The following is a 22,500-nucleotide window of genomic DNA, read 5'->3' on the forward strand; positions in this document are numbered from 1 at the left end:
ACCAAATATTAATGTTGCCATTAACTTCGGCTGCAGTGGGATCCCAGTTATGAACCAAGCCAGTGAAAGCGAAATTGTTATACGTCGCTTGTATCAAATCACCAATGATTACCGGAAGGGCTTCGATATTCAGATCGCTCAGCTGCTTATCATGGGGCTTGAACGCTTCAACCTTGATATCGGTATTTTATCTAAAGTCGAGGGTAATTCTTATTTAGTCGAGCACTGTGTTACGCCAGAAGGGGTTGAACTCAATAGCGGTGACACCTTCGATTATCGTTCAACCTATTGCGAAATTACCTGTAAATCGATTGGTCCTATCTGCATTGAGCATTGTGGCAAACACGATAAGTATGCGACGCATCCCGCTTACCAGTCTTTTGGTTTAGAGTCTTATATTGGCATCCCGATTTTCGTTAATGATGAGCTTTATGGCACTTTAAACTTCTCAAGCCCAGCCCCCTATCATCGCGAGTTCAAAGAGTTCGATGTCGACGTGATGAGACTAATGGCATCATGGATTGAAGTGGAGCTGGTTAGAAGACAGCAAGAACGAAAACTCAAAGAGCTGAATGAGAAGTTAGAGTACCAAGCTCTGTATGATCCTTTGACCCATTTGCCAAATAGACGTTGCTTGTTCAAAACATTGAATGCAGAAGTGGAGCAGTTAAAAGGATCTTTAGGAAAGGGAACCTTGGCCGTTGTCGATATCGACTTCTTTAAACAGGTCAACGACACCTACGGCCACCAAATGGGTGATGTTGTCTTAAAGAAAGTGGCGAACGTGCTGAGCAATAACACTCAAGAGGGTGAGTTTGTGGCGCGTTTTGGTGGTGAAGAGTTCATTCTTTGGTATCCAAATAAAACACCAAGTTGTGTTGAAGATAAGTTCATGACTCTTTTGCAAGAGATGAAGAAAATCACACTGGATAGAAAGCCTGTCACTATATCAATCGGTGCGTGTCATTTTGAGTTGAGTACCGGGGATACCAAAGGGGAAAGGATGTCGGCACTCGACTCTTTGATCAAAGTGGCTGACGAGTGTTTATATATCGCCAAACAAAATGGACGAGATCAGTTTGTATCTCGTCCATATCATCAAGAACGCGCAAGTTCGTAAATACAGAAAACGTATTGCATTTTCCGATTCGGAATAGCTTAACTGAACAGGTAAGGGAACAGTTTACGACGCTCTTCTGGCGTTAAAGACTCAACTCTTGCGATGTTGGTGTCTGGGATCGCTTCAGGGTTAGGGTAGTGCTTCAGTACCTTTTCCATGCTTGCTTCACGAATCAAATGGTAAACAGGGTATGGAGAGCGATTCGTTAGGTTTTCATCGTCTTCTGGATCCGCACCACCAAAGCAATAGTCAGGATGGAACGTTGCCACTTGGTAAACGCCTTCCCAGTCTTGCTGTTTGATCAACGCTTCAACCCAATCAATGAACATGTTGTAGTCGAAGAAGTCTTGCAGCATGTTAGGAACCACCACTAAAGTCGTCTCTAATTCAGCGACTGGCGTGTTATCTAACTCTACGAAATGCGTCATGATGTCTTGCAACAACGCTTCTTCCGTATTTGCTTCACTCACAAAGATCTTAATCTGTTTATTACGTTGTGGCTTGGCTGCGAATGGACACAGGTTTAGGCCAATAACGACATCGTCTAACCACTGTTTTACTTGGTCGTGGATGGTTTGAAGATCTGTGCTTTGAGTGTTCGACATAACAGGTTCCGAAATGAAATTTTGCGTAGGATATCAGAACGGACGTCAATCAAAAGCAATAATTGAGTTACAACCTTAGTCGTACTTATGCTTGTGCAAGTTTAGACGCCGATACTTGTAGCTGTTTCAACTGGTAGACCCAAGCAAATATCGCGACATAGAAGATTGAACCGCCCGCAATCACGCCATTCCAACCGAACAGCTGCCAACAATATAAGAGTAAGAAACCACCTAAGCTCCCGCCAATGTAGTAGTGAACTAAGTAAAGTGCCGTTGCTGTCGCTTTGGCGCTCGGTGCTTTTTGACTTACCCAAGAGTAGGCAAGGGTATGGGCGAAGAACGCGCCGCCACTAATCAATAACAAGCCTGCTAGCATGAACGGAACTTTGTCGACTGCAGAAATTAGCATTCCGATTAAGCTAATACACACGCCCATCAATATTCCGCTTAACGGGTCAAAGCGAAGTGTCCATTTGTTGGAGAGCTTAGAGCTTACCGTACCGGCCAAGTAACAGAGGAATATCAGTGAAGCTAAACCAACGGGTACCGAGTGAGGTTCGGATACTAGCCTAAAGCCCATTACAGAGTACAGGTTAACAAACAGCGCGAAGTTAGCACCACCAATCAACATGGCAAGCCACAAGGTACGGTTTCTTAAGTGCATTACAACGGAGCGGTTGTGATGAAAGAACAGCCCTTTTTGAGGTTTGAAGTTCTGTTGGTCAGGTAGGCGATAGGCAATAAAGAGTGCACCAAGCAATGAACCGACAACGAAAAACAGTACAGTTGCATGCCAATCGAAATAGTCTGTAATTAAGCCGCCTAATACACGTCCGAAGATTCCACCCAATGAGTTGGCCGCAATATAACCTCCAATCGCGACAGCAAAGGCTTTGGGTGTTAACTCCTCAACCATATAGGCAACCGCCACACCAGCAAACGCCGCCACAGCGATGCCCATAAATGCGCGGGCAATCACGAGTTGCAACAAGGTAGTCGTGAACACCATGCTTAACCCTATTAATGGGATAGCGAACAGACTGAACAGAATAATGGGTTTACGACCAAAGGTTTCAGAGGCAATTGCCCAAGGTACCAAGCTAATCGAAAGGCCGAGTGTTGTAGCAGCAAATAACCAGTTGATCTGAGTTTCAGATACTTGGAAGTGCTCCGCCATGTGCGGCAAGATAGGCTGAAAGAGGTAAAGGTTACAGAAAATGATAAATGAACCAATCGCCAATGATTGAGTGATACGTTTGTATTGAGGACTGCCTTTATCAAACATTTACGTTGTGCCTGCGCGAGTTAGTAAGCTATTTGTGAACAAGTTATCAGTACAGATGTGATTAAAGAAATATATTAAAAATATCACCTCTATATATTAAATATATCGCCATGCTTGAATCAAAACCACTTCGACATTTTCTGGCTGTTGCTCAGTTTGGTAACTTCACCCAGGCGGCCAAAGCGCTGCATATCGCACAGCCTGCATTGAGTATCTCCATTAAAAAACTAGAACAGACACTAGAGTTGATTCTATTTCGTCGAGGCGATAAATCCGTCACTTTAACGGAGGAGGGCAAAGTACTGTTTGAGCATGCAAAGCGAATCGCCCAGCAGTTTGATGATGCTCAGCTCGCGATGAATGAACTAAAGGGGCTAGAAAAAGGCGAGGTTCGATTAGGCGCTCCAAGTATGATGGGCAGTTACTTTTTCCCCCAAGTAGTGATGGCATTTAAAAGCCAATACCCAAACCTAAAGTTGACCTTGATTGATGCTGGCACCGCATCGATTCGTGAAATGCTGTTAAACGGCGAACTCGATATTGGCGTAATTAATCATGAGAACGTTCCAGATGATTTGGAAACGGATCATCTGTTAAGCTCAGAAATGTTAGCTGTAGTTGGCAAAGATCACCCACTGGCAACGCAACCATCCATCACCTTTGAAGAATTTTTTGCTCAAGAGCTGATCATGTTCAAATCGGGCTACTTCCACCGCGATTTTATCGATGCGACTTGTAAGAAGTACAATCTCGATATGACCATTGCGTTCGAAACCAATTTATTGCCAATGATTCTTTCTATCGTGAAGCGAGAGTTTGCCATCACCGCGTTGCTTAGCTTGGTGACAGAATACGAGGAAGATGTCGTAGGCGTGCCATTTAAAGACCCTGTGAAACTGAACCTATCTTTGGCGTGGAGAAAGGAAGGGTATCTGTCAAAAGCAGACCGAACCTTTATTGATTTCGTTAAGCGGTATGTGTGATTTAGTAAGATTTAAATAAACAAAGCCCGAACATCCTAGATTGGATATTCGGGCTTTGTTGTATAGAAGTATGACTGGCTCAGAGCACGTTAGGTGTTCTTTGAGTTATACATCTTATCGAAGTTTTTCTGATTCCAGCCGACCATCACTTGATCGCCGATTTTAAGCACGGGGATAGAACGAGCACCCATTGCTTGCAATTCTTTACGGCCACGCTGCATCTTTGCATTCGTCAGGCGGTAAACAATTTTCTTAGAGTCTAAATACCTTTGGGCATCTTTACAGTGCGGGCATTTGTCTGCGACGTACAATACAACACGTTTCATTTTTTCATTCTCTTGGTGAATCTCGCTAAAGTGTAACGAATCCTAGGTGATTAGAAAAGTGTGATCAGTTACACTATGCGGCTCAATTTTCAAGACCACAACGTATTGTCGTGGTGTAACTTGTACGGTCTTTCAGCATGCATCCTTCTTTACGCTATATTCAAGGCTATCCTAAGCACATTCTTGATCCTGTTACTCAACTTGTAGAGTCGGGTAAATTGGTGCCTTGGTTTGAAGCTCGCTACCCAAAGAATCATGAAATAAAAAGCGAGAAAGCCCTGTTTGACTATGCGATTGAGATAAAAAATCGCTACATGAAAAAAACACCACCGATCAGCAAAGTGATTTACGACGGCAAGATACACCTAATCAATAATGCGTTAGGTCTGCATTCTTACGTTGCTAAGAATCACGGTGGAAAGATCAAATCAAAGAATGAAATTCGTATCGCCAGTGTTTTTAAAAATGCACCAGAACCTTTGCTAAGAATGCTGGTGGTACACGAACTGGCGCATATCAAAGAGAAAGAGCACGACAAAGCCTTTTACCAACTATGCTGTCACATGGAACCGGAATATCATCAACTTGAGTTGGATGCCCGTTTATTCATGATGTATTTAGATTTAAAGAAGTAGCCCAATGAGCCAATCACAAAATAGAACGACGCTAAGCCTGTCGAAAAACAGCACTTCATCAGCAAAAACAAAAGACAACCAAGCTGATGTTAAGCCAAGTACAGCTAAGCCAAGCAGCGACAAGCGTATTTCTACAAAGAACACATCTGATAAAAGCCGCAAGAATAGTGCACCTAAAGGCGCGGGCAATAACAAAGCAAAGCGACCTTTTGCAAAAGATAGCAGAGGTAAACCGGGTGCCAATAAAGGATCATCGAATAAGGGTTCTTTCAATAAAACGGCTTTTAACAAGAACGCAGCTCAGAAAAGACGCTCGGCTGAAAAACCTCAAGGTGGATTACACCCAAGAAACCAGCACACTGGCCGCTATAACTTCGAGTTACTAGTTGCAGCCTTGCCTGAGCTAAAAGAGCATCTGATCAAGAATCCGGTTGGCGAAGACACCATTAATTTCTCTGATCCATTGGCCGTTAAGCTACTCAACAAAGCTTTGTTGGCGCATCACTATGGCGTTAAACATTGGGATATTCCTGCTGGTTACTTGTGCCCGCCAATTCCTGGTCGTGCAGACTACATTCACAGAGTGGCCGACATCCTTAATAGCGATGGCCAAGGTGAACCCTATAACCACGCGTCTGTGAAAGCATTAGATATTGGTGTCGGTGCAAACTGTATCTACCCAATCATTGGTGCGACAGAGTATAAGTGGCGTTGTACAGGGACAGATGTTGATTCAGTCTCCATCAAAACAGCGAACTTCATTGCGGAAAGCAACCCTAATCTAAAAGGTAAGATCCGCGCTCGCCTACAAGCTGACTCTGAATCTATCTTTAAGGGCGTGATTAAGGATAATGAACGTTACGATGTCACTATTTGTAACCCGCCATTCCACAGCTCTCTTGAAGAGGCTGAAAAGGGGTCACAACGTAAACTGGATAATCTAGCGGCGAACCGTGCTAAGAAAGCCGGTCAGTCGTTCAAGCCAGAAATGAATAAGAAGCCAGTTAAGTTAGATAAATCAACTAAGCAAGCTAAACCAACCTTAAACTTTGGTGGTCAAAAAGCCGAGCTTTGGTGCCCAGGTGGTGAAGCCGCTTTCATTATGAAGATGGCGAGAGAGAGTCAACTTTTTGCTACTCAAGTTTTGTGGTTTACGACATTGATTTCTAAGAAAGATAACGTCGATATGGTTCGTTCAGAGCTTGGCAAGCTTAGAGCTAAACAAGTGAAAGTCGTCGAGATGTCACAAGGCCAGAAGGTAAGTCGCTTTATCGCATGGACCTTTATGGACGATGAGCAAAGACAAGAGTGGATCGCGCTAAAATAGCGGCTGCACTTAGTTAAGATATTAAGTTGAAATTACGTAGGGGCTTGTTGTTAACGCAACAAGCCCGTTTTTTTGTGTTTTTCATATGCGCTAAGCAGAAAGTAACTCATCTAACTTACTCTGATATTTCTGCTCTAGAGCTTTGTTACCTGCTTTGTTTTCGAGATCGACCAAGATTTTAAGCGATGGAATTTGATAGCCATAACGCTGGTGGAATTTGAATAAACGGATTCGAGCGTCATTGTAATCGGCGTCACTCACTTCAATTTTTGATAACTGTAGTATCGATTTTACGCGGTTTGGATCGTGGTCAATCGCTCTGCTGAAGTAGTACTTCGCTTGGTCGGTATTGCCAGCCTTAAATGCGCAAAACGCGGCGTTTTCATAACTTGCAGACACCAAGTAGTAGTAGGGTTGGTCGATGGCGCGATTGAAGTAATTATCGGCTTGTTCGTATTCGCCCTGTTTACACAAGAAGGTACCGTAGTTGTTCAATACATTGCCATTTCTTGAATCAAGACTGAGTGCTTTGCGGTAAGTGCTTCTCGCTTCATCTACTTCACCCACTTGTTCGTAGTAATGCGCCATTGAAAGCCGAGCACGGTAGTAGCTAGGTGCGTGTTTAATCGCGAGCTCAAGGTTTTCACGCGCTCTCACCATATTGCCTTGTCCCATATAGCCCAAACCTAATTCGATTCGAGATTCAGACATCGCGATAGGATCACTTTCAATCTTTGGCGGTCCTTCAGTGACAGAGACACAACCGGCCAAGGAAAGCGAGGCAAGTAGTACCACACTTGATAACGAAAGAGGGCGGGACAACGAAATCGGATTTGAAAATGATGGCTTGGCAGGCATGTGAAGCTCCTTATGAACACCAACCCATCATATGAAATCAAACCCATTGAAGTCGTAAATCTATCATGGAATGCGACCCACACACCATAAAAAAACCGCGTCCAATTCGTCGTTTTATCAACAACATACTGAACACGGTTTATGTGTTTGTGAATCGGAAGAAAGAACTTAATCGTCTTTGGTAAAGTTGTCTTCGCTGAAATGATCCAGATCGTAAGGCGTTTGTTGGTAAACGCAGTAGTTTAGCCAGTTTGAGAACAACAAGTGTCCGTGGCTGCGCCAGCTTGCAACCGGTTTGTTGTCTGGATTGTTATTCGGGTAGTAGTTGATTGGTATCACAGGCTCCATGCCTTCACCCAAATCTCGAATGTACTCATTGTGAAGTGTGTGAGAGTCGTACTCAGGGTGACCCGTTACAAACACGTTTCGCTTATCTTTGGTTGCTGCTAGGTATACGCCTGCAACATCAGAAGTTGCAAGAACATCAAGGTCAGTATGTTCCGCTAAGTACTCTTGAGAGAAGTCCGCATAGCGAGAGTGCGGAGCCAAGAATGTATCGTCGAAGCCACGTAAAATAGGGTGGTATGGGTTATGTATCTCGTGGTTGTAAACACCAGACAGCTTCTCTTTACGAGTGCGTTTTGGCAAATCATAGAGTAATTTCAAACCAGCCTGAGCTGCCCAACACACGTATAGCGTTGAAGTAACGTGCTTGTTTGCCCATTCCATGATGGTTTTCAGGTGATCCCAGTAGATCACATCTTCAAATTGAACCAAGCCAAGCGGCGCACCAGTGATGATCAATCCATCAAAGTTTCTTTCTTTGACCATTTCAAATTGGCGGTAGAAGTTATCAAGGTGTTCAGTCGGTGTGTTTTTACTTGGTCGGTCATCAATGCGCAGCAGCTCTACATCCACTTGCAATGGGCTGTTCGATAGTAGGCGTAAAAATTGAGTTTCAGTTTCAATCTTCTTCGGCATTAGGTTGAGGATCAAGACTCGAAGTGGACGAATTTCCTGTGTCGATGCTCTTGATAACGGCATAACGAAGATGTTTTCTTCACGAAGAACATCGGATGCTGGCAATTGGTCTGGAATGCGAATAGGCACAGCTTTCTCCCTAAGCTAGATATGTAGACGTCTATACATCTAAATCTATAGTAGTTTGATACGCTTGTCGATATGCAAAATGGATAGATGTAAATTATTTGTGTTTTCTATCAGAAGCAATCCACGCGCTTCGAGGGGAGTCTCATTGTATTCAGTGATTGTCTGAGTCGTGTGTAAGTACTTGGTTTTCGTATGCTGAGCAGAGGCAGTTATCAGAGCAACTCGTTACTATTTACGATAAACTCATGTTTTCGAATTAGCCTGTAAAGTGACAGATGAAGTTAATACTCATTCGAGGGTTGCCCGGCTCTGGCAAATCAACAAAAGCAAAAACCTACGATGCATTGCATGTCGAAGCCGATATGTATTATGTGAATGAGCAAGGTGAGTACCATTTTGATCCTAGGCAGCTGCAACAAGCTCATGAGTGGTGTCAAAACACAGCTGAAAACGGCTTAAAGCAAGGGTTTGATGTGGTTGTTTCGAATACCTTTATTAAGCATTGGGAAATGAAAGCCTACCGCCAACTTGCACTCAAATATAAAGCAGAATTAATTATCGAAGTGTGCCGAGAGCAATATGGCACTATTCACGACATTGAACCTTCAGTAATTAAGCGTATGGCGAAAGACTGGCAAGAATAGCCTCGTTCTTCTTCTGCTTGCGTGGCTGAATGGCAAATAGAATTAAATTAATAGAACAACTTCAAGGTAACGATTGAAATGGCAAAGCGCTCTGTTGTGGTCGACATGACTTCTTATGGTATCTATTCCACATGGGATTCCAAATCTAAAGATCTTCCAAAAATCCAAAAGTTCACCACTACCGTTGATGCCGAAATCGATGTGGAATTTGGCTATATCTTGAATATCAAGAAAGCCAAAGGCGAAAAGATTCGTTACTGCATTTATCACCCAAACATCACCACAGACAAAGGTGAAGTGCTCGAACCGTTCGATGGTGAAGAGTATGTCGGCAACAATGACTGGGATTTCTACTTAGGTGACACTATCTGGGCACCTGTCTCGAACAAGTTAGGTAAATGGCGCATGACGGTTGAGCTAAAAGGCAACATTATTGCTGATAAGACATTCGACCTCGTAGCAAAAGACGAAGGCCAATTCTGGAAGCGTAGAGGGTTTTAGATTCGACCTTCTATGTTCACCTAAATAGCAAAAAGCCGAGCATCGTGTTGATGTCTCGGCTTTTTTCATTGTGCTAGATAGAAGTGACTACCCAACTAATGGATTCGATTATTGCGTTACGTAAGCCACAACAAACTCAGTGATTGCGACCATGTCTTTCACTGCAATGTACTCTTCAGTGGTGTGAACTTTCGCCATACCAGTAGAAAGGTTAACTGTAGTCAGGCCTTTTGCGTTGAAGTTGTTTGCATCGCTACCGCCGCCAGTGCGTTTAGTGTTCGCTGTGACGCCAAGCTTCTCAAACGCCGATTTGATAGAAAGAATGTGCGGATGATCGTCTGCAATAACGAATGCATCGTAAGCACGAGTTGATTCGATTTCTACTTCAGCGCCGAACTGCTTAGCACTTTCTTGGAATGTAGAGATCATATGTTCAACTTGAGCCGTTAGCTTTTCGCCGTTTAGAGAACGTGCTTCAGCCACGACTTTAAGCTCTGGCATTACGATGTTAGTTGCTTGACCACCTTCAACAATACCAACGTTTGCTGTCGTTTCTTCATCGATACGAAGTAGGTTCATCTTAGTGATAGCGTCTGCAGCAACTTGAATTGCGCTGATGCCTTCTTCTGGTGCTAAACCAGCGTGAGCAGGGCGACCTTTGATTTTAGCAACAATCTTCTGCTGGCCAGGCGCTGCGTTTACGATAGTGCCAATTGGACCGCCTGTATCAAGTACGATTGCGTGCTCAGATTGAATGTAAGACATATCGAAGTTCAAAGAGCCGAACAGACCGCCTTCTTCGAATACAGTAAATGCAATCTCGATAGTTTTGTGCTCTTGTCCTTCAGCTTTAATGCAACGAACCGCTTCCATGATAGCTGCGATACCAGACTTGTCGTCACCACCTAGAATTGTGTTGCCTTTTGAACGGATGATACCGTCTTCGATGATTGGCTCAATGCCGATGCCTGGCGTTACTGTGTCCATGTGGCAGCTGAACACTGTGCTACCTGGAAGAGTGCCATCTAGACGAGCGTAGATGTTGAAACCATTAGACACTTCTTCAGGAACCGCCAGTTTGTGAACTTCAAAACCTAGTTCACCGAGTTGCTCAGCCAAAGCTTCAGCAATCGCTTTTTCGTTACGAGATTCACTATCAATTTTCACTAGATCGCAGAAATGTTCTACAAGACGTTGTTCATTAATTTGGGTCATTGTTAATTCTCATTATGCTTCCGCTTGTTCAAAAAGAAGCCGCGGAGGTAGGAACAGGAAAATCACTATAACGCCAATGAGGTAGATGATTGTCTGAGTTAAATCAAGAAAGTTGCCTGATTATTCTAATTAATGAGAAAAACCCAATTCAGATCCACCAGTGCACAGGATTTTAATCTGTATATCTGTCGGGTATAATGTTTGACCGCTCTTAAATAAACGTCAATAAAATTGGAATTCAATCAATAATGGCCCTGATAAATGAATAGAAACAATGTGTTAGGTTCATTCCTTTTCGTGGTGCTGATGAGTATTGTGCTGGGGCTGTATTTGCTCTATCCAACTTATGACGACGATTTAAAGCATATTCGCCCTGAAAACCCGAGTGTTTATAGTCCAGAGAAAGAGTTATCACTCTCTCAATATGGATCTGCGTTGATCGATATTCTCGATGTATCTCGCGGTGACCCTAATTTAGCTTCCCAACAACTTGAGGCTCTCCAAGCCAAGTTCCCAGACCAAGATAAAGCCATCTATCGTGCTTACGAATTGATGATTTTGTCCAACCTCGCGCAACATAAGTTGGATACCGAAGCGGTTTCCGAATACGTCAGGCAGATTAAAGCACTCGCACAACACGAACATATGGGTTGGTTAAAGGCCCAATCTCTCGTTGAATTAGCGATCGAATACATCAGTAAGGGTGAGCTAGCGGAATCTGAAATCCAAATCAGAGCTGCGATAGATATCGCAGAATCGCTCCACTATGAAGAGTTGTTGATTAAGGCCTATAACACGGCTGGTGTCATCAATAACATCCGCAATGACTTTCCTGAAGCTCAATACTTTTTCCATAAAGGTTTAGACCTTGGTAAGAAGTACCCTCATCACATCTACAACAGCAAGTTAGTGTCAAATATGGCACTGCTTTATATCTATTTGGAAGACTGGCCTAAAGCGCTCAAGCTGATTAAAAGAGCCAAAAAGCTCTATTACAAGAGTGGACTACTCGAAGCGTCTACCATCGGCGTGCTGCATGTGAATGAGTCTTTTGCTTATCTGCGCAGTGGTGATTTAGTCAAAGGCCGAGAAGCATATCAAAGTGCGGCTAAGCTAAATGGCGATAACGTGAGTGAACGATACAAAATCATCCTATTAAAAGCAGAGAGTGATGTGTTGTTGGCGGAAAAGAACTTTGAGTCAGCACGACAAGTCGCAAACTTGTGTCTTAGATACCCAGGCGTGGACAAATACACACTTCAATTGGGGCAGTGTTACCTAAATAGAGCCTTAGCGAACATTGGTTTGAACCGAGATAATTTTGTTTTTGCTGATCTAAAGCGATCGTCTGCAATGTTCGATGTTGTGGGGACTCGCAGCTGGAAGGTCCTCGGCTTAAGAACACTTGCTGAATACTATGATTCAAGAGGCGACAGCGAGAACGCACTTCGCTACTTCAAGCTCTATTACAAGGGTAATAAAGCGCTGCTATTTGATAAGCGCCAGAGTGATATCTTTTTACTCGAGCAAGATTTCGCTACGGCATCATTAGCTCAAGAAAACGAACTGCTTAACGCAGAAAAAGAGTTGGGTGAGCTGACATTAGATAAGCAGCAATTACGGAATCGAATCGTCGTCGCTTTGGGTATCATGGTGATGATAAGCGCCACGTTACTATTGATAAGGTTACGCTCGATCCAGAAGACCAACAAAGAACTACTTAAGCAATCAACAAGATGCGAACTGACAGGCTTATACAATAGGCGTTACTTAGAGCAACGGTTAACTCAGCCGATGCCACATCATTTGTCGTCGTTTGGGTATACGCTCGCTATTCTAGATTTAGACCGCTTCAAACAAGTTAATGACACTTATGGCCATGATATTGGTGACCAAGTGCTGGTGGAAGTCGCTAAGCGTTTAGAGAAAATCTTATCAACAAACGATGTAGTGGCAAGATGGGGTGGGGAAGAGTTTGTTTTGTTGCTGGCTGGGAATCAAGATCCTAATAAAGAGCTTAAGCTTATAAGGCAAGCGATCGCTGACCGAGCGATTGAAACGCATTCTGGCCCATTAGAATTAACCACATCGATTGGTGCGACGACTCATCTAACGGAGCAACAGTTGAATAGCCGTACCTATAAGAAACACTTGAAATCGGCAGACGATGCTTTGTATCAAGCTAAGCAGTCAGGGCGCAATAAAGTCGTTATCATTTGAGTTCCTAAACTTAGTTAATCCCCTGCAATCAAGAAACCTGAACTTCAATAACTAAGCGAATAAGAGTGCTTATCTGAACTAATACGGCTATTTACTCTTATTCGCTTAATTCATACTGTGATTTGGCTTGGTGGGTTACTTAGCGACACCTTGAAGCATTTCAACCAATTCGCCTTCTGTCGCTGGTTCGCTAGCGAGTTCAATCACAGCCGAAGCTCCTCCCTTTAACATGTAGGCTTGGGTTCCGCAGTGGTCATAGTGGAACCATTTACCATCTACACATACGTCGGTATAACATCTTGGGTCTTGTTTAAGTTCCATATCAATTTCCTTATTAACATTTGCCTAACGTTTTTCAGACTAGTTGATCACAAATCTAGGTAAATTGATCTAAATCAATCTAGAGTGTAATTGATGATTTAATTATCAAAATAAGAGAGGTGTGTCTAGCGAAGGAGCGACCTCTCGTTGGGCACTGCGCTCAAAGGTCGTGATTCTGGTTGGCGACTCTCGCTCTTTTGCTTGCCAGGTGATGCTTTTCTACATACGCTAGCTACTCTCTTAATCCCTATACAGACTTGATTGTGTTGGAAAATGACTAATATCTTTATCGTTGTAATTGTTCTGGTTGTGTTCTTTTACTTTATTCAAAAGTATGTGGTGAAACACGATGACACCAAAGACCACGCTTATCAGAAGAAAGGCGCGTTGATGTCGGCGCAACAGGCGACATACTATAATGCGCTAAAATCAGCTGTGGGCAACCATGGGGAAGTGTTTGCTAAAGTCAGCATGTCGAACGTACTTGTTCCTGCTAAGACGAACAATAAGAAGAATTGGTTTATCGCCAACAACAAGATTTCACGTAGTTACTTCGACTTTGTTGTTTGCGACCCGCGAACGCTAGAGCCCCGCGTTATTATCGAACTTGATAACGGCAAAGAGCTCAATAAAGGGAAAGTCGATCGCGAAAAGCTACTAATTCACGTGTGTAAATCGGCAGGTTTACCTCTGATTGGTGCATCTATTAAACACAGCTACCAAGTGAGCCGTTTGAAGAGGTTACTGGCAGCACACATCGATTTAATCGAGCCATCAAAAGAAGTGCGATTTTGTAAGAAGTGTGGTAGCCCAATGATCATCAAACTGGCAAGCCAAGGCGATTACAAAGGCCGACGCTTCTTCACTTGTAGCCGCCAGCCAAACTGCACCTATACCGAAAACTACAACGTTGTATTCGATGTTGAAGAATAGTTGGTATCGATAGTAATGCATCCGGTTGGACTCCATTCAATCGCTTAGATACGAATAAGTTATACAAACTAAAAAGCCGAGCATTGATTATGCTCGGCTTTACTAATATTAAGTGGATTGGTTTAGACTAAAACGCGTAACGCATACCGAGCTGTAGCTCATCTTCGTCGTTATCGCCTTCCCCACCTTCGCCCTCGTCTAACATGTTAAACTTATAACTACCAAAGAAGGCCACATCGCCAATATAACGTGCGTATTCTAGACCGATAAAGTTAATGTCGTAATCTGCAATATCGTCAGCTTCAAAGTAGCTGTAGGTCAGGTTGACGGTGTTGGCACCAAACGAGTATCCCAAGTAAGCATCGGCAGAATCGTAGTCTGAATCTTTTACGCGTCGACCTGAAATACTACCAAATTGATAGAGTGCGGCGAACCAAACCCCCTGATCGTTGGTGTACTTAACCGCACCAATATAGGCATCAGAAGTTTCTGTATCTGTCCCAACGCCATAGGTTTCATCACTTGACGCATAACCGACGCCAATATCTAACCCAATCGAAGTGCTGCCGGCGACAACTGCACCGAAGCCGTCACTTTGTGCTGATTCACTATCTGAATTGAAATTGCCATCAATTTGAAAGGTGATGTTGTCGCTTGTCAGTTCATAACGTAAAACATTTTTTGCTCGATCAGCAGTCGACACCGTGTATTCATTGATATAGCCGCTGAAGGTTTCAGCCATATCCGTCCAATCGGTTAAGTAGGTAACGGCATTATTTTGGTGGCCATAATAGACGTTACCGTGATTGGTTTGAACACCCGTATATAAGAATCGAGTGTTAATGTCGATATCATCTGATGCGTCATCTTCAGACTCTGTTAGTTCGAATTCATATTTCCCAAAAAAGGAAACATCGTCCGACGCTTTTTGTGTGCCATCGACACTTAAGCGGACACGTGATCTATCACTATAGGTGCTATTACCAGTACTTTTATTCTCATCAGAGAAATTCCCTCGAACTTCTGCGCGGCCGCCGATATTGAATACTGTTTCATCTGTCTCATAAATGGTCGCTGCCGATACGGCAGATGTCGATAGTATGCTCACCACTGCAATGGCGATATGTGATTTTTTCATAATTTATTCCCTATTTTTCACACTTGTATTTATCGTAAACCATAAATTCACGTATAGTATTGAATTTAGATTATTGATTCCTACAGGTTATGAATATAGGCGCGCTTTACCATTATGCAAATTTCATTATGTATTACTGTGCTGTATGTATTCAAAATAGCTATGATGTGTGGGGTTGGGTTTTGAATTGCTTATAGATTGTTGCTCTTGAGGAAGATTAATTGTAGCTGATGTTTTTCGACTATAGAGTGCTATCGTATTTATGTATGTTGGTAATAACCCGGCCACTTTATATGAAAAATCCGAATTTAGTCATTGCGGCCTAGTAATTCGATGACGACGATTACAAAATCGTGGTGATTTTTATGAATGATGTATTTCAGTGAGTTACAAAGCCTCTGCGTGCCTTTCACTTATAATGATCAAAATACTACGGTAACCCAGTGGGCAAGCAAAATTTTTGACACTAAATATAGGCATTGATCTATACCTGTATGGTTACTGTAAAGGCCAAGAAAAACGGTATAGATAACAAAAATCCCAAATTGAACACATTAGGTTAGTTAATTGGTTGTCATCAAGGATTAGAATTTTTTCTAACTAAACTTTGTTTTTCAGCGGTTTGACGATAATCTGGGTGTAAAATCGACATGTTGTTATATCTTTGATTGCAAAGTGAGCAAACGAATCGCAAGATGCCAGTTAATACTTGCACCATCTGTTTATCATGGATATCATCGTTGGCGTTCTAAGGGAATGCGTCCGTAGCTCAGTTGGTTAGAGTACCGCCTTGACATGGCGGGGGTCGGTGATTCGAGTTCACTCGGACGCACCATTCCTTCTTTAGTTTTTATTGCATAACTATTGAGTTTGTCACAATGGTAGTAATAAGAAATTAGAACATCGCCCGCTTAGCTCAGTTGGTTAGAGTACTTGCATGACATGCAAGGTGTCACTGGTTCGAGTCCAGTAGCGGGCACCAAATTCGTTCTTTATGAACAAGCAAAAAAGCCCACCTAGTGTGGGCTTTTTTGTACCTCTCATATTTGCATAGTTATTCATTTCGTATCAGCCTCAATGGTTTTGTTTCAGCTGACTCTTGTCTGGTTAGGCACAATTAGTTCCTTTCGTGCCCATGCTGTGCCCACGTTCAATGGTTACGGTTAGTTTTACAAGAACGAAATAAGTTGCCAATAAGCCCTCAGACTTCAGCTTACTTTTGGACAATAACAAGTTAGGAGCAGTCATAAACTGCAGTCTCATTCGAAGCGATTAAAAAAGCACTTCTAAACGAGATGTTAGAAGTGCTAATTATTGAGTAAATTTAATAAACTTCTTATACCCAGACTTGATCAAATACTCGGTACATGTTGCCACCTAAGAACTTGCTGCAGTCTTCTTCTGAGTATCCATTTTCAAGCATGGTATCAATTAGAGCTGCAACAATTTGATATGGTGCTGGGGTAGGAAACCCTTTTGCTCCTACAGCGGCACTATAGCCACCATCAGGGAATACGTTCTGCCCCATTGGTGTTTGAATAATAGACGCTGTAAAATTGATGTTCGGGATATAGTCTGAACCGAAGCCAACGTGGTCTATACCGACTAAGTTGACCATATAATCAATATGTCGAAATAATTGTTCAGTCGTCAATATATCTGGGTTAGATGTATCCATAAAGGCAGCCACCATATTTATTGAGCAAACCCCACCGGTTGCCGCAACACCTTTAATCACAGCGTCAGAAAGGCTTCTCTGATAATCGGCAATGGCTTTCGCACCTGAATGCGAAGAAATGACAGGTTGGCTACTGCGTTCAATCGCATCTAAGGAGGTTCGTTCGCCAGTATGGCTTACATCAACAGGCATACCGTATCGGTTATAAGCGTCGACAAGTTTTTTTCCATATTCAGTTAGACCACGGTTCTCAATTTCGAAGCAGCCATCACCCACATCATTACGTTGATTATATGCCAATAAACAGTAACCATAGCCCATCTCACGCCATAGTCCTACGCGATCAACATCACCACCAAATATTTGAGTACCTTGGTGAGTGAAGTAAATACCCAATTTGTTTTGTTTTACCGCTTCATCAATATCTTTGGTAGTGCGGATCATCATATAGTCGTCTGGGCGTTCTTTCATTTTGCTTAGGTAGAACTGAGCGCCTTTCATAATGCCTTCAACCGAGGCATCTAACGAGTCTGCGGAAGGACATGCTGCTAGTACCTTGAATCCAGCGGCTTTGCACTTGTCCATTTCATCATGGAATTCTGGTGCTTCAGGTGAAGACCATTGAGAGGGCCAAAGACCGGAAAAAAGGCTGTCAATAGCCATAGAATCTCGAACAATTTTTTTTGCACGTTCAGATGCAGGATATTTGTGTGTTCGTTGAGGGATTTTTGAATAATCTTTTATTTCAAATTCTGGTAATTTTGGTGCACCTGACTTTGTCGCTTTATCATTACTTGGTTCGATTTCAGATTTGTTGTCCATATTTGAAATTTTCCTTAACAGTGTTAGCTTCTATAAAATATAAATATGTTGGAAGTTTGGAAGTAAAGATAGGTACGGATTTATATCAAACGGAGTGTTAAGCCCTTTGTACGCACCTTTTTATGCACCTTTTTTATAAATAAACTACGCCCAATGACATGATAAAAACGTGATTTATGTCGAATATTTTTGGCAAATCTATCTAAATGTTACCTCAATTAGAAAATTCATTTAAAAGTATTATATGTGACACTTTAAGAAATTATCGAAGAGGTGAGATAAAAAAGCGATACCTGAGTATCGCTTTCTATAGTCTGATTTATCATTGATTAGGTGAATTAACGTCGAATGGCTTCGCCTGCTTTAACGTCTGTATCTAGTTGTGTGTTGTTGACAACGATTTTGCCGTTAACCAATAACCAATGTACGCCTACGGCTGGGTGGTTAGGATCTTGGTAGGTGCCCACATCAGCGATAGTTTCTGGGTCGAATACCACGATATCTGCGTCCATATTAGTTTGGATTCGTCCTTTATTTTTCATTTGAGGGACAAAATCTTCTATTAATTGAGCTGGCATCAGTGTCATTTTACGTAGTGCTTCCGTCATCGTTAACAAGCCGCGCTCACGAACATAGACTCTGAGTACTTTAGCAAAGGTGCCATTTGATCTAGGATGAGAGAATAGATCTTTTGGTAATGGCCACTCGTCACCTGCATAATTTTCAATGTGGCCGTCTTCGTCCATATGCATCCAGAACATTTCGTCAGATTCAATCAACACATTAGGATTTAGAATCGAAGCGTCTAATAGAGCAAGATCTTTTGGGTTTTGCTCGTCTAGGAAGTGCCAGACAATAAAGGTACCAGGTTTATTTTCTTGGTAGTCTTTCAACTGTTCTTCTGTCATACGTTCTTTACCTAGCTGAAAGTTTTCAGCGGTTGAACCCATACGTTCCCGCCAGCCTTCACCAGAAAACATGGCTGCGCCAACGACAGTACTTGCTGCGCCCCAAGGGTAAGCGCCCACAGTAACATTGATTCCTTGTTCTTGAGCCTTATTGACCATAGGTAAGATGGTTTCGATATCTTTTAATGAAGTACTGTTAATATGACAAAAGTGCATATGAGCGCCAGTGATAGCGGCATTGCCCACTAATTCTTTAACGGCTTCAAACGAGCTTTGTGGCTCGGCATTGCTGGCATAGCGAACGTGAGTATAGGTTGCTACGTCTCTTTCTGCGGCTAATTCAGCCAATGCATAATATTCTTTTTGACCATGGCCCGGTGCATAGCCAGCGTTAATCCCGATACCTAGGCCACCTTCATCAAGGCCTTGCTCAATCAGCTTGATGATTTTACTTTCTTGCTCAGGTGTTGCTATATCCATCTTCCAATCATTACGTGATTGAGCTTTTTGGAAATAGCCAACGGTCGCTTCGGGTTCCGTCTCACTAAATGTAGCAATACGAGCGTAAGTCCAACCAGCTGCTGCACCATAGTTTAATGGTAAGCCTTTTTCAGCTTGTCCTGCATACCAGTCACTGATAGGTAGAACACCAGATTCGAGTTCCAGCATAGTGGTAACGCCTTGCATCGCCTGCATTCTGTAGTCACCAATGTTTTGACCATGAGCGTGGACGTCGATGAATCCAGGGGCAACAACTTTACCTGTAGCGTCAATAGTTTTATCCCCAGAAATACTATCGGTCGTTATTGCTGTGATCTTATTATCTTTGATCCCGACATTAACAACAGAATCGAAATTTGTTTCAGGGTCGATAACTCTGCCGTTCAAAATTACAACATCATAATTAGCGGCGATAACAAGTGGTGACATAAGGCCAAAGCCGACGATCGTAGCCTTTTTAATGAATGATTCTAGTGGTTTCATAATTTTATCCCGTGTGTGTGAGATGAACTATAAGTGTTACGTGTCAAAAATCTTAGACCAATAATTTCACGCTATCTACCTGATCCTCATCTTTGCTCATTGATAAGACAAATCTAACGTGACAAGAGAAAGTGACTCAAAAACAATCACTTTTACGCTCATCTCACCCACAGCTATTGACTTTGCCGCTCCAGAGCTGCCCTTCTCTATAAAGGCAACTTTGACAAAATAATCCTTCATAGCTAAACGTTTATGTACCAACGTTTTCGTCAGGGAAAAAAAATGCCAAACCTTAAATTACGAAGTTTAAGCGCGATATTCTTCTTTGCTGTCACTCTTCCCATCGTAGTGTTAGCCGACGAGGGGCAAGATGTAGAGGAGGTAGCTAAAGAGCTAGCCAACCCAAACACAACGCTTGGCTCGATGTCCTTTAACTTGGATTGGACGAACTATCAAGGCGACTTAAATTCAGCGAACAGTCAGAACGGGTATCGCTTGAGCTTTCAACCTGTTCTCCCTGTGCCAATTGCAGAGCGAACCAACTTATTTATCAGACCAAATATACCTTTAATATTTGACCAACCCTATTACAAGGGCGATAGATTTGAAAATTCAGATGCAGGTCTCGGTGATATCGGCTTTGATGTGGCCGTTGGTCATACCTTTGAGAGCGGCATGATTGTCGTGGGGGGGATAGTGGGTACACTGCCCACCGCAACAAGCGATGAACTGGGTAACGATCAATTCTTACTCGGTCCAGAGTTTGCCTTAGCCTACGTACAAAGCTGGGGGGTTATCGGGGCGTTAATTACCCATCAATGGAACGCTGGCGGAAGCAATGACGCCGACGCGAGTATTACTGGTGGACAGTACTTCTATACCGCGAATCTAGACGATGGATGGCAAATTCAAGCGCAACCAACTTGGAGCTATAATCACGAAGCGAGCAGTGGAAATAAATTGTCATTCCCTATTGGTATTGGGTTCGCTAAGACGACTCTCATTGGTGGCAAACCCATCAAGTTTGGTCTTCAATACTGGAACTACATTGAAAGCCCTGACGCGTTTGGGATAGAGCATCAACTTCGACTGGTCATCACACCTGTTGTTGCTCTTCCTTGGTGATAACAGGTCGCAGGATAAAATTAGACATAAAAAAACCGCAGCGAACTGCTGCGGTCTTAAATTTGGCGGTGAGTGAGGAATCCGACTTATTTATTTAAGATGCTGATATATATCCATAAAAAAACTCGCAAAGAGAGCGGTAATACTTATGGTAGTACTTTTAACCAAGCGGTGTTTTTCAAGGTAGTTGTCATCATTTGCTTACTTATTAAGCAGCTTCTCTTTCTGGATTTAGGTGAACGTCACCAACAGGTTCACAGTTTCTGATATCACCAGGCCAGCGTTCAGGGTTTAGCTCTTTTGCAGCGAGTAGTACCTCCGCTCGGCGCTTCAAGATCTCTTTATCTTTTCCATTGTGACGCTCTGAAGGCGTGACATAATTCAGCTTACTGTGCTTGTGCTCCGTGTTGTACCAGCGTACGAAGGCTTCAACCCAACTTCGACTATTGTCGATTGTTTCAAAGCCCTTTGTTGGCCAGCTTGGCATGTACTTTACCGTGCGGAACAATGACTCAACATACGGGTTATCATCACTGACTTTTGGGCGACTATACGATGAAGTAATACCTAACTCTTCCATTTTTGCTTTGAACGTCAACGACTTCATCGGCGCACCATTATCTGAGTGAAGAACCAGTGCTTGATTGAAGCACTGCTCTCGCATCAACGTTCGTTGCAGAAGTTGTGACGCTAGCTCACCGCATTCATGCTCATACACTTCATAACCAACAATTTTTCGACTGTAGATGTCCTCAATGACATACAGGTAATAGTGTTGGCCTCGAACTTTTGAAGGTAAGTAATTGATATCCCACGTATAGACTTGGTTTGAGTCCGTCGCTGTGTAACTGGTTGGCTTCGCTTGCTTCTGTCTGCTCCGCTGACGACCTCGCTTGTGAAGTTGCCCCTGCGTACTCAGTACTCGATAGTAGCTCGACTCAGAGGCGATATACTCACCTCTATCAAGCAGTGTCGGGACGATTTGAGTTGGAGGCAAGCTTGCGAACTCAGAGCGGTTACACACCTCGACAATCGCATCACGCTCTTCCTGAGACAGCTTGTTAGCAGGCTCAGGTCTGATGCATATTGGCCTTTTGTCAGCTTGAACTTCTCCTTGCTGATACCAGCGACGATAGGTTCTCAAGTCAATTTGAACTTCATGGCAAGCTAGCTGTAAACGGCATCCGCATTGCTTCGCTTCAAGGATTAGAGTCACTATGGTCTGCCTTTCATCGGTTGAGGTTAGTCGTCCTCTGGCTCTTCCCCGTAAAAGGCTCTCAGCTTTTTTCTTAGTACCAAGAGGGCGGCCGTTTCAGCGAGTGCTTTTTCTTTGAGTCGTAAATCTTTCTTCAAATCTTTGATTTCAAGTTTGTCAGCTTTAGCCTGCTTCTTTGCTTCAGCTTCCTGCTCTTTACTCGACTTAAACCCTTGCTTACATTCGCTGCGCCAACTTTGGATTTGTTCAGGGAAAAGACCTTTTTCACGACAATATTGGCTGAGTTCACTTTCGGTCATCGAGTAAGTCTCGGCAACAATGGCGAGTTTAGTTTGAGCAGACCACTGCTCTGATGAAGTGTTGCTATTTGGCACGGCGGCTCCTGAACCTCTGAGTTGCTGGCGCCAATGATACAGGGTCGCAGTGCTAATTCCTTCCTCTTCCGACACTTCTTTCACTGGCATCGAATAGGGAGGTAATAGCTTCTTCAAGATAGCTTCTTTTCTTTCTACTGAGATACGAGACACAATTACTCTTTATCGCCCA

The 22,500-nt window shown here is 43.1% G+C and carries 20 protein-coding genes and 2 tRNA genes; 11 read left to right on the top strand and 11 right to left on the bottom strand.

The genetic code is table 11. The annotated features are described in order from the left end of the window. The first annotated feature begins 49 nt into the window (after positions 1-49). Entirely contained in the window at positions 50-1,120 is a 1,071-nt protein-coding gene (locus tag AB4274_RS17780) for a diguanylate cyclase domain-containing protein (protein ID WP_372112782.1), read from the top strand. Between the two features lie 38 nt (positions 1,121-1,158). Here AB4274_RS17780 and AB4274_RS17785 read toward each other — a convergent pair whose 3' ends face one another. Beyond that, positions 1,159-1,725: a DUF1415 domain-containing protein gene (locus AB4274_RS17785; RefSeq protein ID WP_017066169.1), complete on the bottom strand. Its 567-nt coding sequence runs from the start codon at positions 1,723-1,725 to the stop codon at positions 1,159-1,161. 85 nt (positions 1,726-1,810) lie between these two features. Continuing rightward, positions 1,811-3,010, bottom strand: a complete 1,200-nt coding sequence (locus AB4274_RS17790; RefSeq protein WP_017065532.1) for an MFS transporter — start codon at positions 3,008-3,010, stop codon at positions 1,811-1,813. Between the two features lie 110 nt (positions 3,011-3,120). Here AB4274_RS17790 and AB4274_RS17795 point away from each other — a divergent pair, with 110 nt between their 5' ends. Then, on the top strand, positions 3,121-3,993 hold the full coding sequence (locus tag AB4274_RS17795; protein WP_017065533.1) for a LysR family transcriptional regulator: 873 nt from the start codon (positions 3,121-3,123) through the stop codon (positions 3,991-3,993). Positions 3,994-4,082: 89 nt separating this feature from the next. Here the strand turns inward: AB4274_RS17795 and AB4274_RS17800 are convergent, their stop codons facing one another. After that, positions 4,083-4,319, bottom strand: coding sequence for a glutaredoxin family protein (locus tag AB4274_RS17800; RefSeq protein ID WP_016786183.1), 237 nt, complete (start codon positions 4,317-4,319; stop codon positions 4,083-4,085). A 137-nt stretch (positions 4,320-4,456) separates the two neighbouring features. Between AB4274_RS17800 and AB4274_RS17805 the strand changes: the two genes are divergently transcribed. Together AB4274_RS17805 and rlmF are read left to right on the top strand one after the other, a co-directional pair. Further along, positions 4,457-4,954 carry a YgjP-like metallopeptidase domain-containing protein gene (locus AB4274_RS17805; protein WP_004734935.1) on the top strand — a complete coding sequence of 166 codons (498 nt, stop codon included), beginning with the start codon at positions 4,457-4,459 and terminating at the stop codon, positions 4,952-4,954. Between the two features lie 4 nt (positions 4,955-4,958). Beyond that, positions 4,959-6,281 (top strand): 23S rRNA (adenine(1618)-N(6))-methyltransferase RlmF, encoded by a 1,323-nt coding sequence (gene rlmF, locus AB4274_RS17810; protein ID WP_372112784.1) that lies wholly within the window; start codon positions 4,959-4,961, stop codon positions 6,279-6,281. Between the two features lie 90 nt (positions 6,282-6,371). Here rlmF and pilW read toward each other — a convergent pair whose 3' ends face one another. Both pilW and metA read right to left on the bottom strand, forming a co-directional pair. Continuing rightward, complete coding sequence (gene pilW, locus AB4274_RS17815; RefSeq protein ID WP_017065536.1) at positions 6,372-7,139, bottom strand: type IV pilus biogenesis/stability protein PilW; 768 nt, start codon at positions 7,137-7,139, stop codon at positions 6,372-6,374. Positions 7,140-7,307: 168 nt separating this feature from the next. Beyond that, positions 7,308-8,249, bottom strand: coding sequence for a homoserine O-succinyltransferase (metA, locus tag AB4274_RS17820; RefSeq protein ID WP_017066439.1), 942 nt, complete (start codon positions 8,247-8,249; stop codon positions 7,308-7,310). A 275-nt stretch (positions 8,250-8,524) separates the two neighbouring features. On the opposite strand from metA, the gene AB4274_RS17825 reads away from it, so the two are divergent. Both AB4274_RS17825 and AB4274_RS17830 read left to right on the top strand, forming a co-directional pair. Beyond that, a complete protein-coding gene (locus AB4274_RS17825) occupies positions 8,525-8,893 on the top strand; it encodes an ATP-binding protein (RefSeq protein ID WP_017065537.1) in 369 nt (122 codons plus the stop codon). Between the two features lie 78 nt (positions 8,894-8,971). Continuing rightward, a complete protein-coding gene (locus tag AB4274_RS17830) occupies positions 8,972-9,394 on the top strand; it encodes a DUF3859 domain-containing protein (RefSeq protein WP_017065538.1) in 423 nt (140 codons plus the stop codon). A 108-nt stretch (positions 9,395-9,502) separates the two neighbouring features. Here the strand turns inward: AB4274_RS17830 and AB4274_RS17835 are convergent, their stop codons facing one another. Beyond that, positions 9,503-10,609, bottom strand: a complete 1,107-nt coding sequence (locus tag AB4274_RS17835) for a M20/M25/M40 family metallo-hydrolase (protein WP_017059177.1) — start codon at positions 10,607-10,609, stop codon at positions 9,503-9,505. 261 nt (positions 10,610-10,870) lie between these two features. Here AB4274_RS17835 and AB4274_RS17840 point away from each other — a divergent pair, with 261 nt between their 5' ends. Then, positions 10,871-12,829, top strand: coding sequence for a diguanylate cyclase domain-containing protein (locus AB4274_RS17840; protein WP_372112786.1), 1,959 nt, complete (start codon positions 10,871-10,873; stop codon positions 12,827-12,829). Between the two features lie 135 nt (positions 12,830-12,964). Here AB4274_RS17840 and AB4274_RS17845 read toward each other — a convergent pair whose 3' ends face one another. Continuing rightward, complete coding sequence (locus tag AB4274_RS17845; protein WP_017059179.1) at positions 12,965-13,150, bottom strand: hypothetical protein; 186 nt, start codon at positions 13,148-13,150, stop codon at positions 12,965-12,967. A 273-nt stretch (positions 13,151-13,423) separates the two neighbouring features. On the opposite strand from AB4274_RS17845, the gene AB4274_RS17850 reads away from it, so the two are divergent. Beyond that, positions 13,424-14,083, top strand: a complete 660-nt coding sequence (locus AB4274_RS17850; protein WP_372112788.1) for a DUF2726 domain-containing protein — start codon at positions 13,424-13,426, stop codon at positions 14,081-14,083. Between the two features lie 127 nt (positions 14,084-14,210). Here AB4274_RS17850 and AB4274_RS17855 read toward each other — a convergent pair whose 3' ends face one another. Next, complete coding sequence (locus AB4274_RS17855; RefSeq protein ID WP_372112790.1) at positions 14,211-15,221, bottom strand: porin; 1,011 nt, start codon at positions 15,219-15,221, stop codon at positions 14,211-14,213. A 758-nt stretch (positions 15,222-15,979) separates the two neighbouring features. Between AB4274_RS17855 and AB4274_RS17860 the strand changes: the two genes are divergently transcribed. Further along, a tRNA-Val gene (locus AB4274_RS17860) sits at positions 15,980-16,056 on the top strand. 70 nt (positions 16,057-16,126) lie between these two features. Next, a tRNA-Val gene (locus tag AB4274_RS17865) sits at positions 16,127-16,203 on the top strand. A 354-nt stretch (positions 16,204-16,557) separates the two neighbouring features. On the opposite strand, the gene AB4274_RS17870 is transcribed toward AB4274_RS17865, so the two are convergent. After that, positions 16,558-17,721 carry a dipeptidase gene (locus AB4274_RS17870; RefSeq protein WP_017029485.1) on the bottom strand — a complete coding sequence of 388 codons (1,164 nt, stop codon included), beginning with the start codon at positions 17,719-17,721 and terminating at the stop codon, positions 16,558-16,560. Positions 17,722-18,059: 338 nt separating this feature from the next. Then, a complete protein-coding gene (locus AB4274_RS17875) occupies positions 18,060-19,613 on the bottom strand; it encodes an amidohydrolase family protein (RefSeq protein WP_102393107.1) in 1,554 nt (517 codons plus the stop codon). Between the two features lie 282 nt (positions 19,614-19,895). Here AB4274_RS17875 and AB4274_RS17880 point away from each other — a divergent pair, with 282 nt between their 5' ends. Next, complete coding sequence (locus AB4274_RS17880) at positions 19,896-20,738, top strand: hypothetical protein (protein WP_017062424.1); 843 nt, start codon at positions 19,896-19,898, stop codon at positions 20,736-20,738. 208 nt (positions 20,739-20,946) lie between these two features. On the opposite strand, the gene AB4274_RS17885 is transcribed toward AB4274_RS17880, so the two are convergent. Further along, a protein-coding gene (locus tag AB4274_RS17885) for an IS3 family transposase (RefSeq protein ID WP_372112792.1) occupies positions 20,947-22,481 on the bottom strand; the annotation gives its coding sequence in 2 pieces (ribosomal slippage) (positions 20,947-22,028 and positions 22,028-22,481; 1,536 coding nt in all). Between the last annotated feature and the right edge of the window lie 19 nt (positions 22,482-22,500).

Origin of the sequence: Vibrio sp. 10N.261.55.A10 (assembly GCF_041470825.1) — a bacterium.
GTDB lineage: Bacteria > Pseudomonadota > Gammaproteobacteria > Enterobacterales > Vibrionaceae > Vibrio > Vibrio crassostreae_C.

Coding starts and splice junctions, on each gene's coding strand:
- AB4274_RS17880 (WP_017062424.1), top strand. CDS start 19,896: ATGCCAAACCTTAAATTACGAAGTTTAAGCGCGATATTCTTCTTTGCT.
- AB4274_RS17790 (WP_017065532.1), bottom strand. CDS start 3,010: ATGTTTGATAAAGGCAGTCCTCAATACAAACGTATCACTCAATCATTG.
- rlmF (WP_372112784.1), top strand. CDS start 4,959: ATGAGCCAATCACAAAATAGAACGACGCTAAGCCTGTCGAAAAACAGC.
- AB4274_RS17830 (WP_017065538.1), top strand. CDS start 8,972: ATGGCAAAGCGCTCTGTTGTGGTCGACATGACTTCTTATGGTATCTAT.
- AB4274_RS17825 (WP_017065537.1), top strand. CDS start 8,525: ATGAAGTTAATACTCATTCGAGGGTTGCCCGGCTCTGGCAAATCAACA.
- AB4274_RS17785 (WP_017066169.1), bottom strand. CDS start 1,725: ATGTCGAACACTCAAAGCACAGATCTTCAAACCATCCACGACCAAGTA.
- AB4274_RS17845 (WP_017059179.1), bottom strand. CDS start 13,150: ATGGAACTTAAACAAGACCCAAGATGTTATACCGACGTATGTGTAGAT.
- AB4274_RS17800 (WP_016786183.1), bottom strand. CDS start 4,319: ATGAAACGTGTTGTATTGTACGTCGCAGACAAATGCCCGCACTGTAAA.
- AB4274_RS17795 (WP_017065533.1), top strand. CDS start 3,121: ATGCTTGAATCAAAACCACTTCGACATTTTCTGGCTGTTGCTCAGTTT.
- pilW (WP_017065536.1), bottom strand. CDS start 7,139: ATGCCTGCCAAGCCATCATTTTCAAATCCGATTTCGTTGTCCCGCCCT.
- AB4274_RS17875 (WP_102393107.1), bottom strand. CDS start 19,613: ATGAAACCACTAGAATCATTCATTAAAAAGGCTACGATCGTCGGCTTT.
- AB4274_RS17850 (WP_372112788.1), top strand. CDS start 13,424: ATGACTAATATCTTTATCGTTGTAATTGTTCTGGTTGTGTTCTTTTAC.
- AB4274_RS17870 (WP_017029485.1), bottom strand. CDS start 17,721: ATGGACAACAAATCTGAAATCGAACCAAGTAATGATAAAGCGACAAAG.
- AB4274_RS17835 (WP_017059177.1), bottom strand. CDS start 10,609: ATGACCCAAATTAATGAACAACGTCTTGTAGAACATTTCTGCGATCTA.
- AB4274_RS17840 (WP_372112786.1), top strand. CDS start 10,871: ATGAATAGAAACAATGTGTTAGGTTCATTCCTTTTCGTGGTGCTGATG.
- AB4274_RS17855 (WP_372112790.1), bottom strand. CDS start 15,221: ATGAAAAAATCACATATCGCCATTGCAGTGGTGAGCATACTATCGACA.
- AB4274_RS17805 (WP_004734935.1), top strand. CDS start 4,457: ATGCATCCTTCTTTACGCTATATTCAAGGCTATCCTAAGCACATTCTT.
- AB4274_RS17780 (WP_372112782.1), top strand. CDS start 50: ATGAACCAAGCCAGTGAAAGCGAAATTGTTATACGTCGCTTGTATCAA.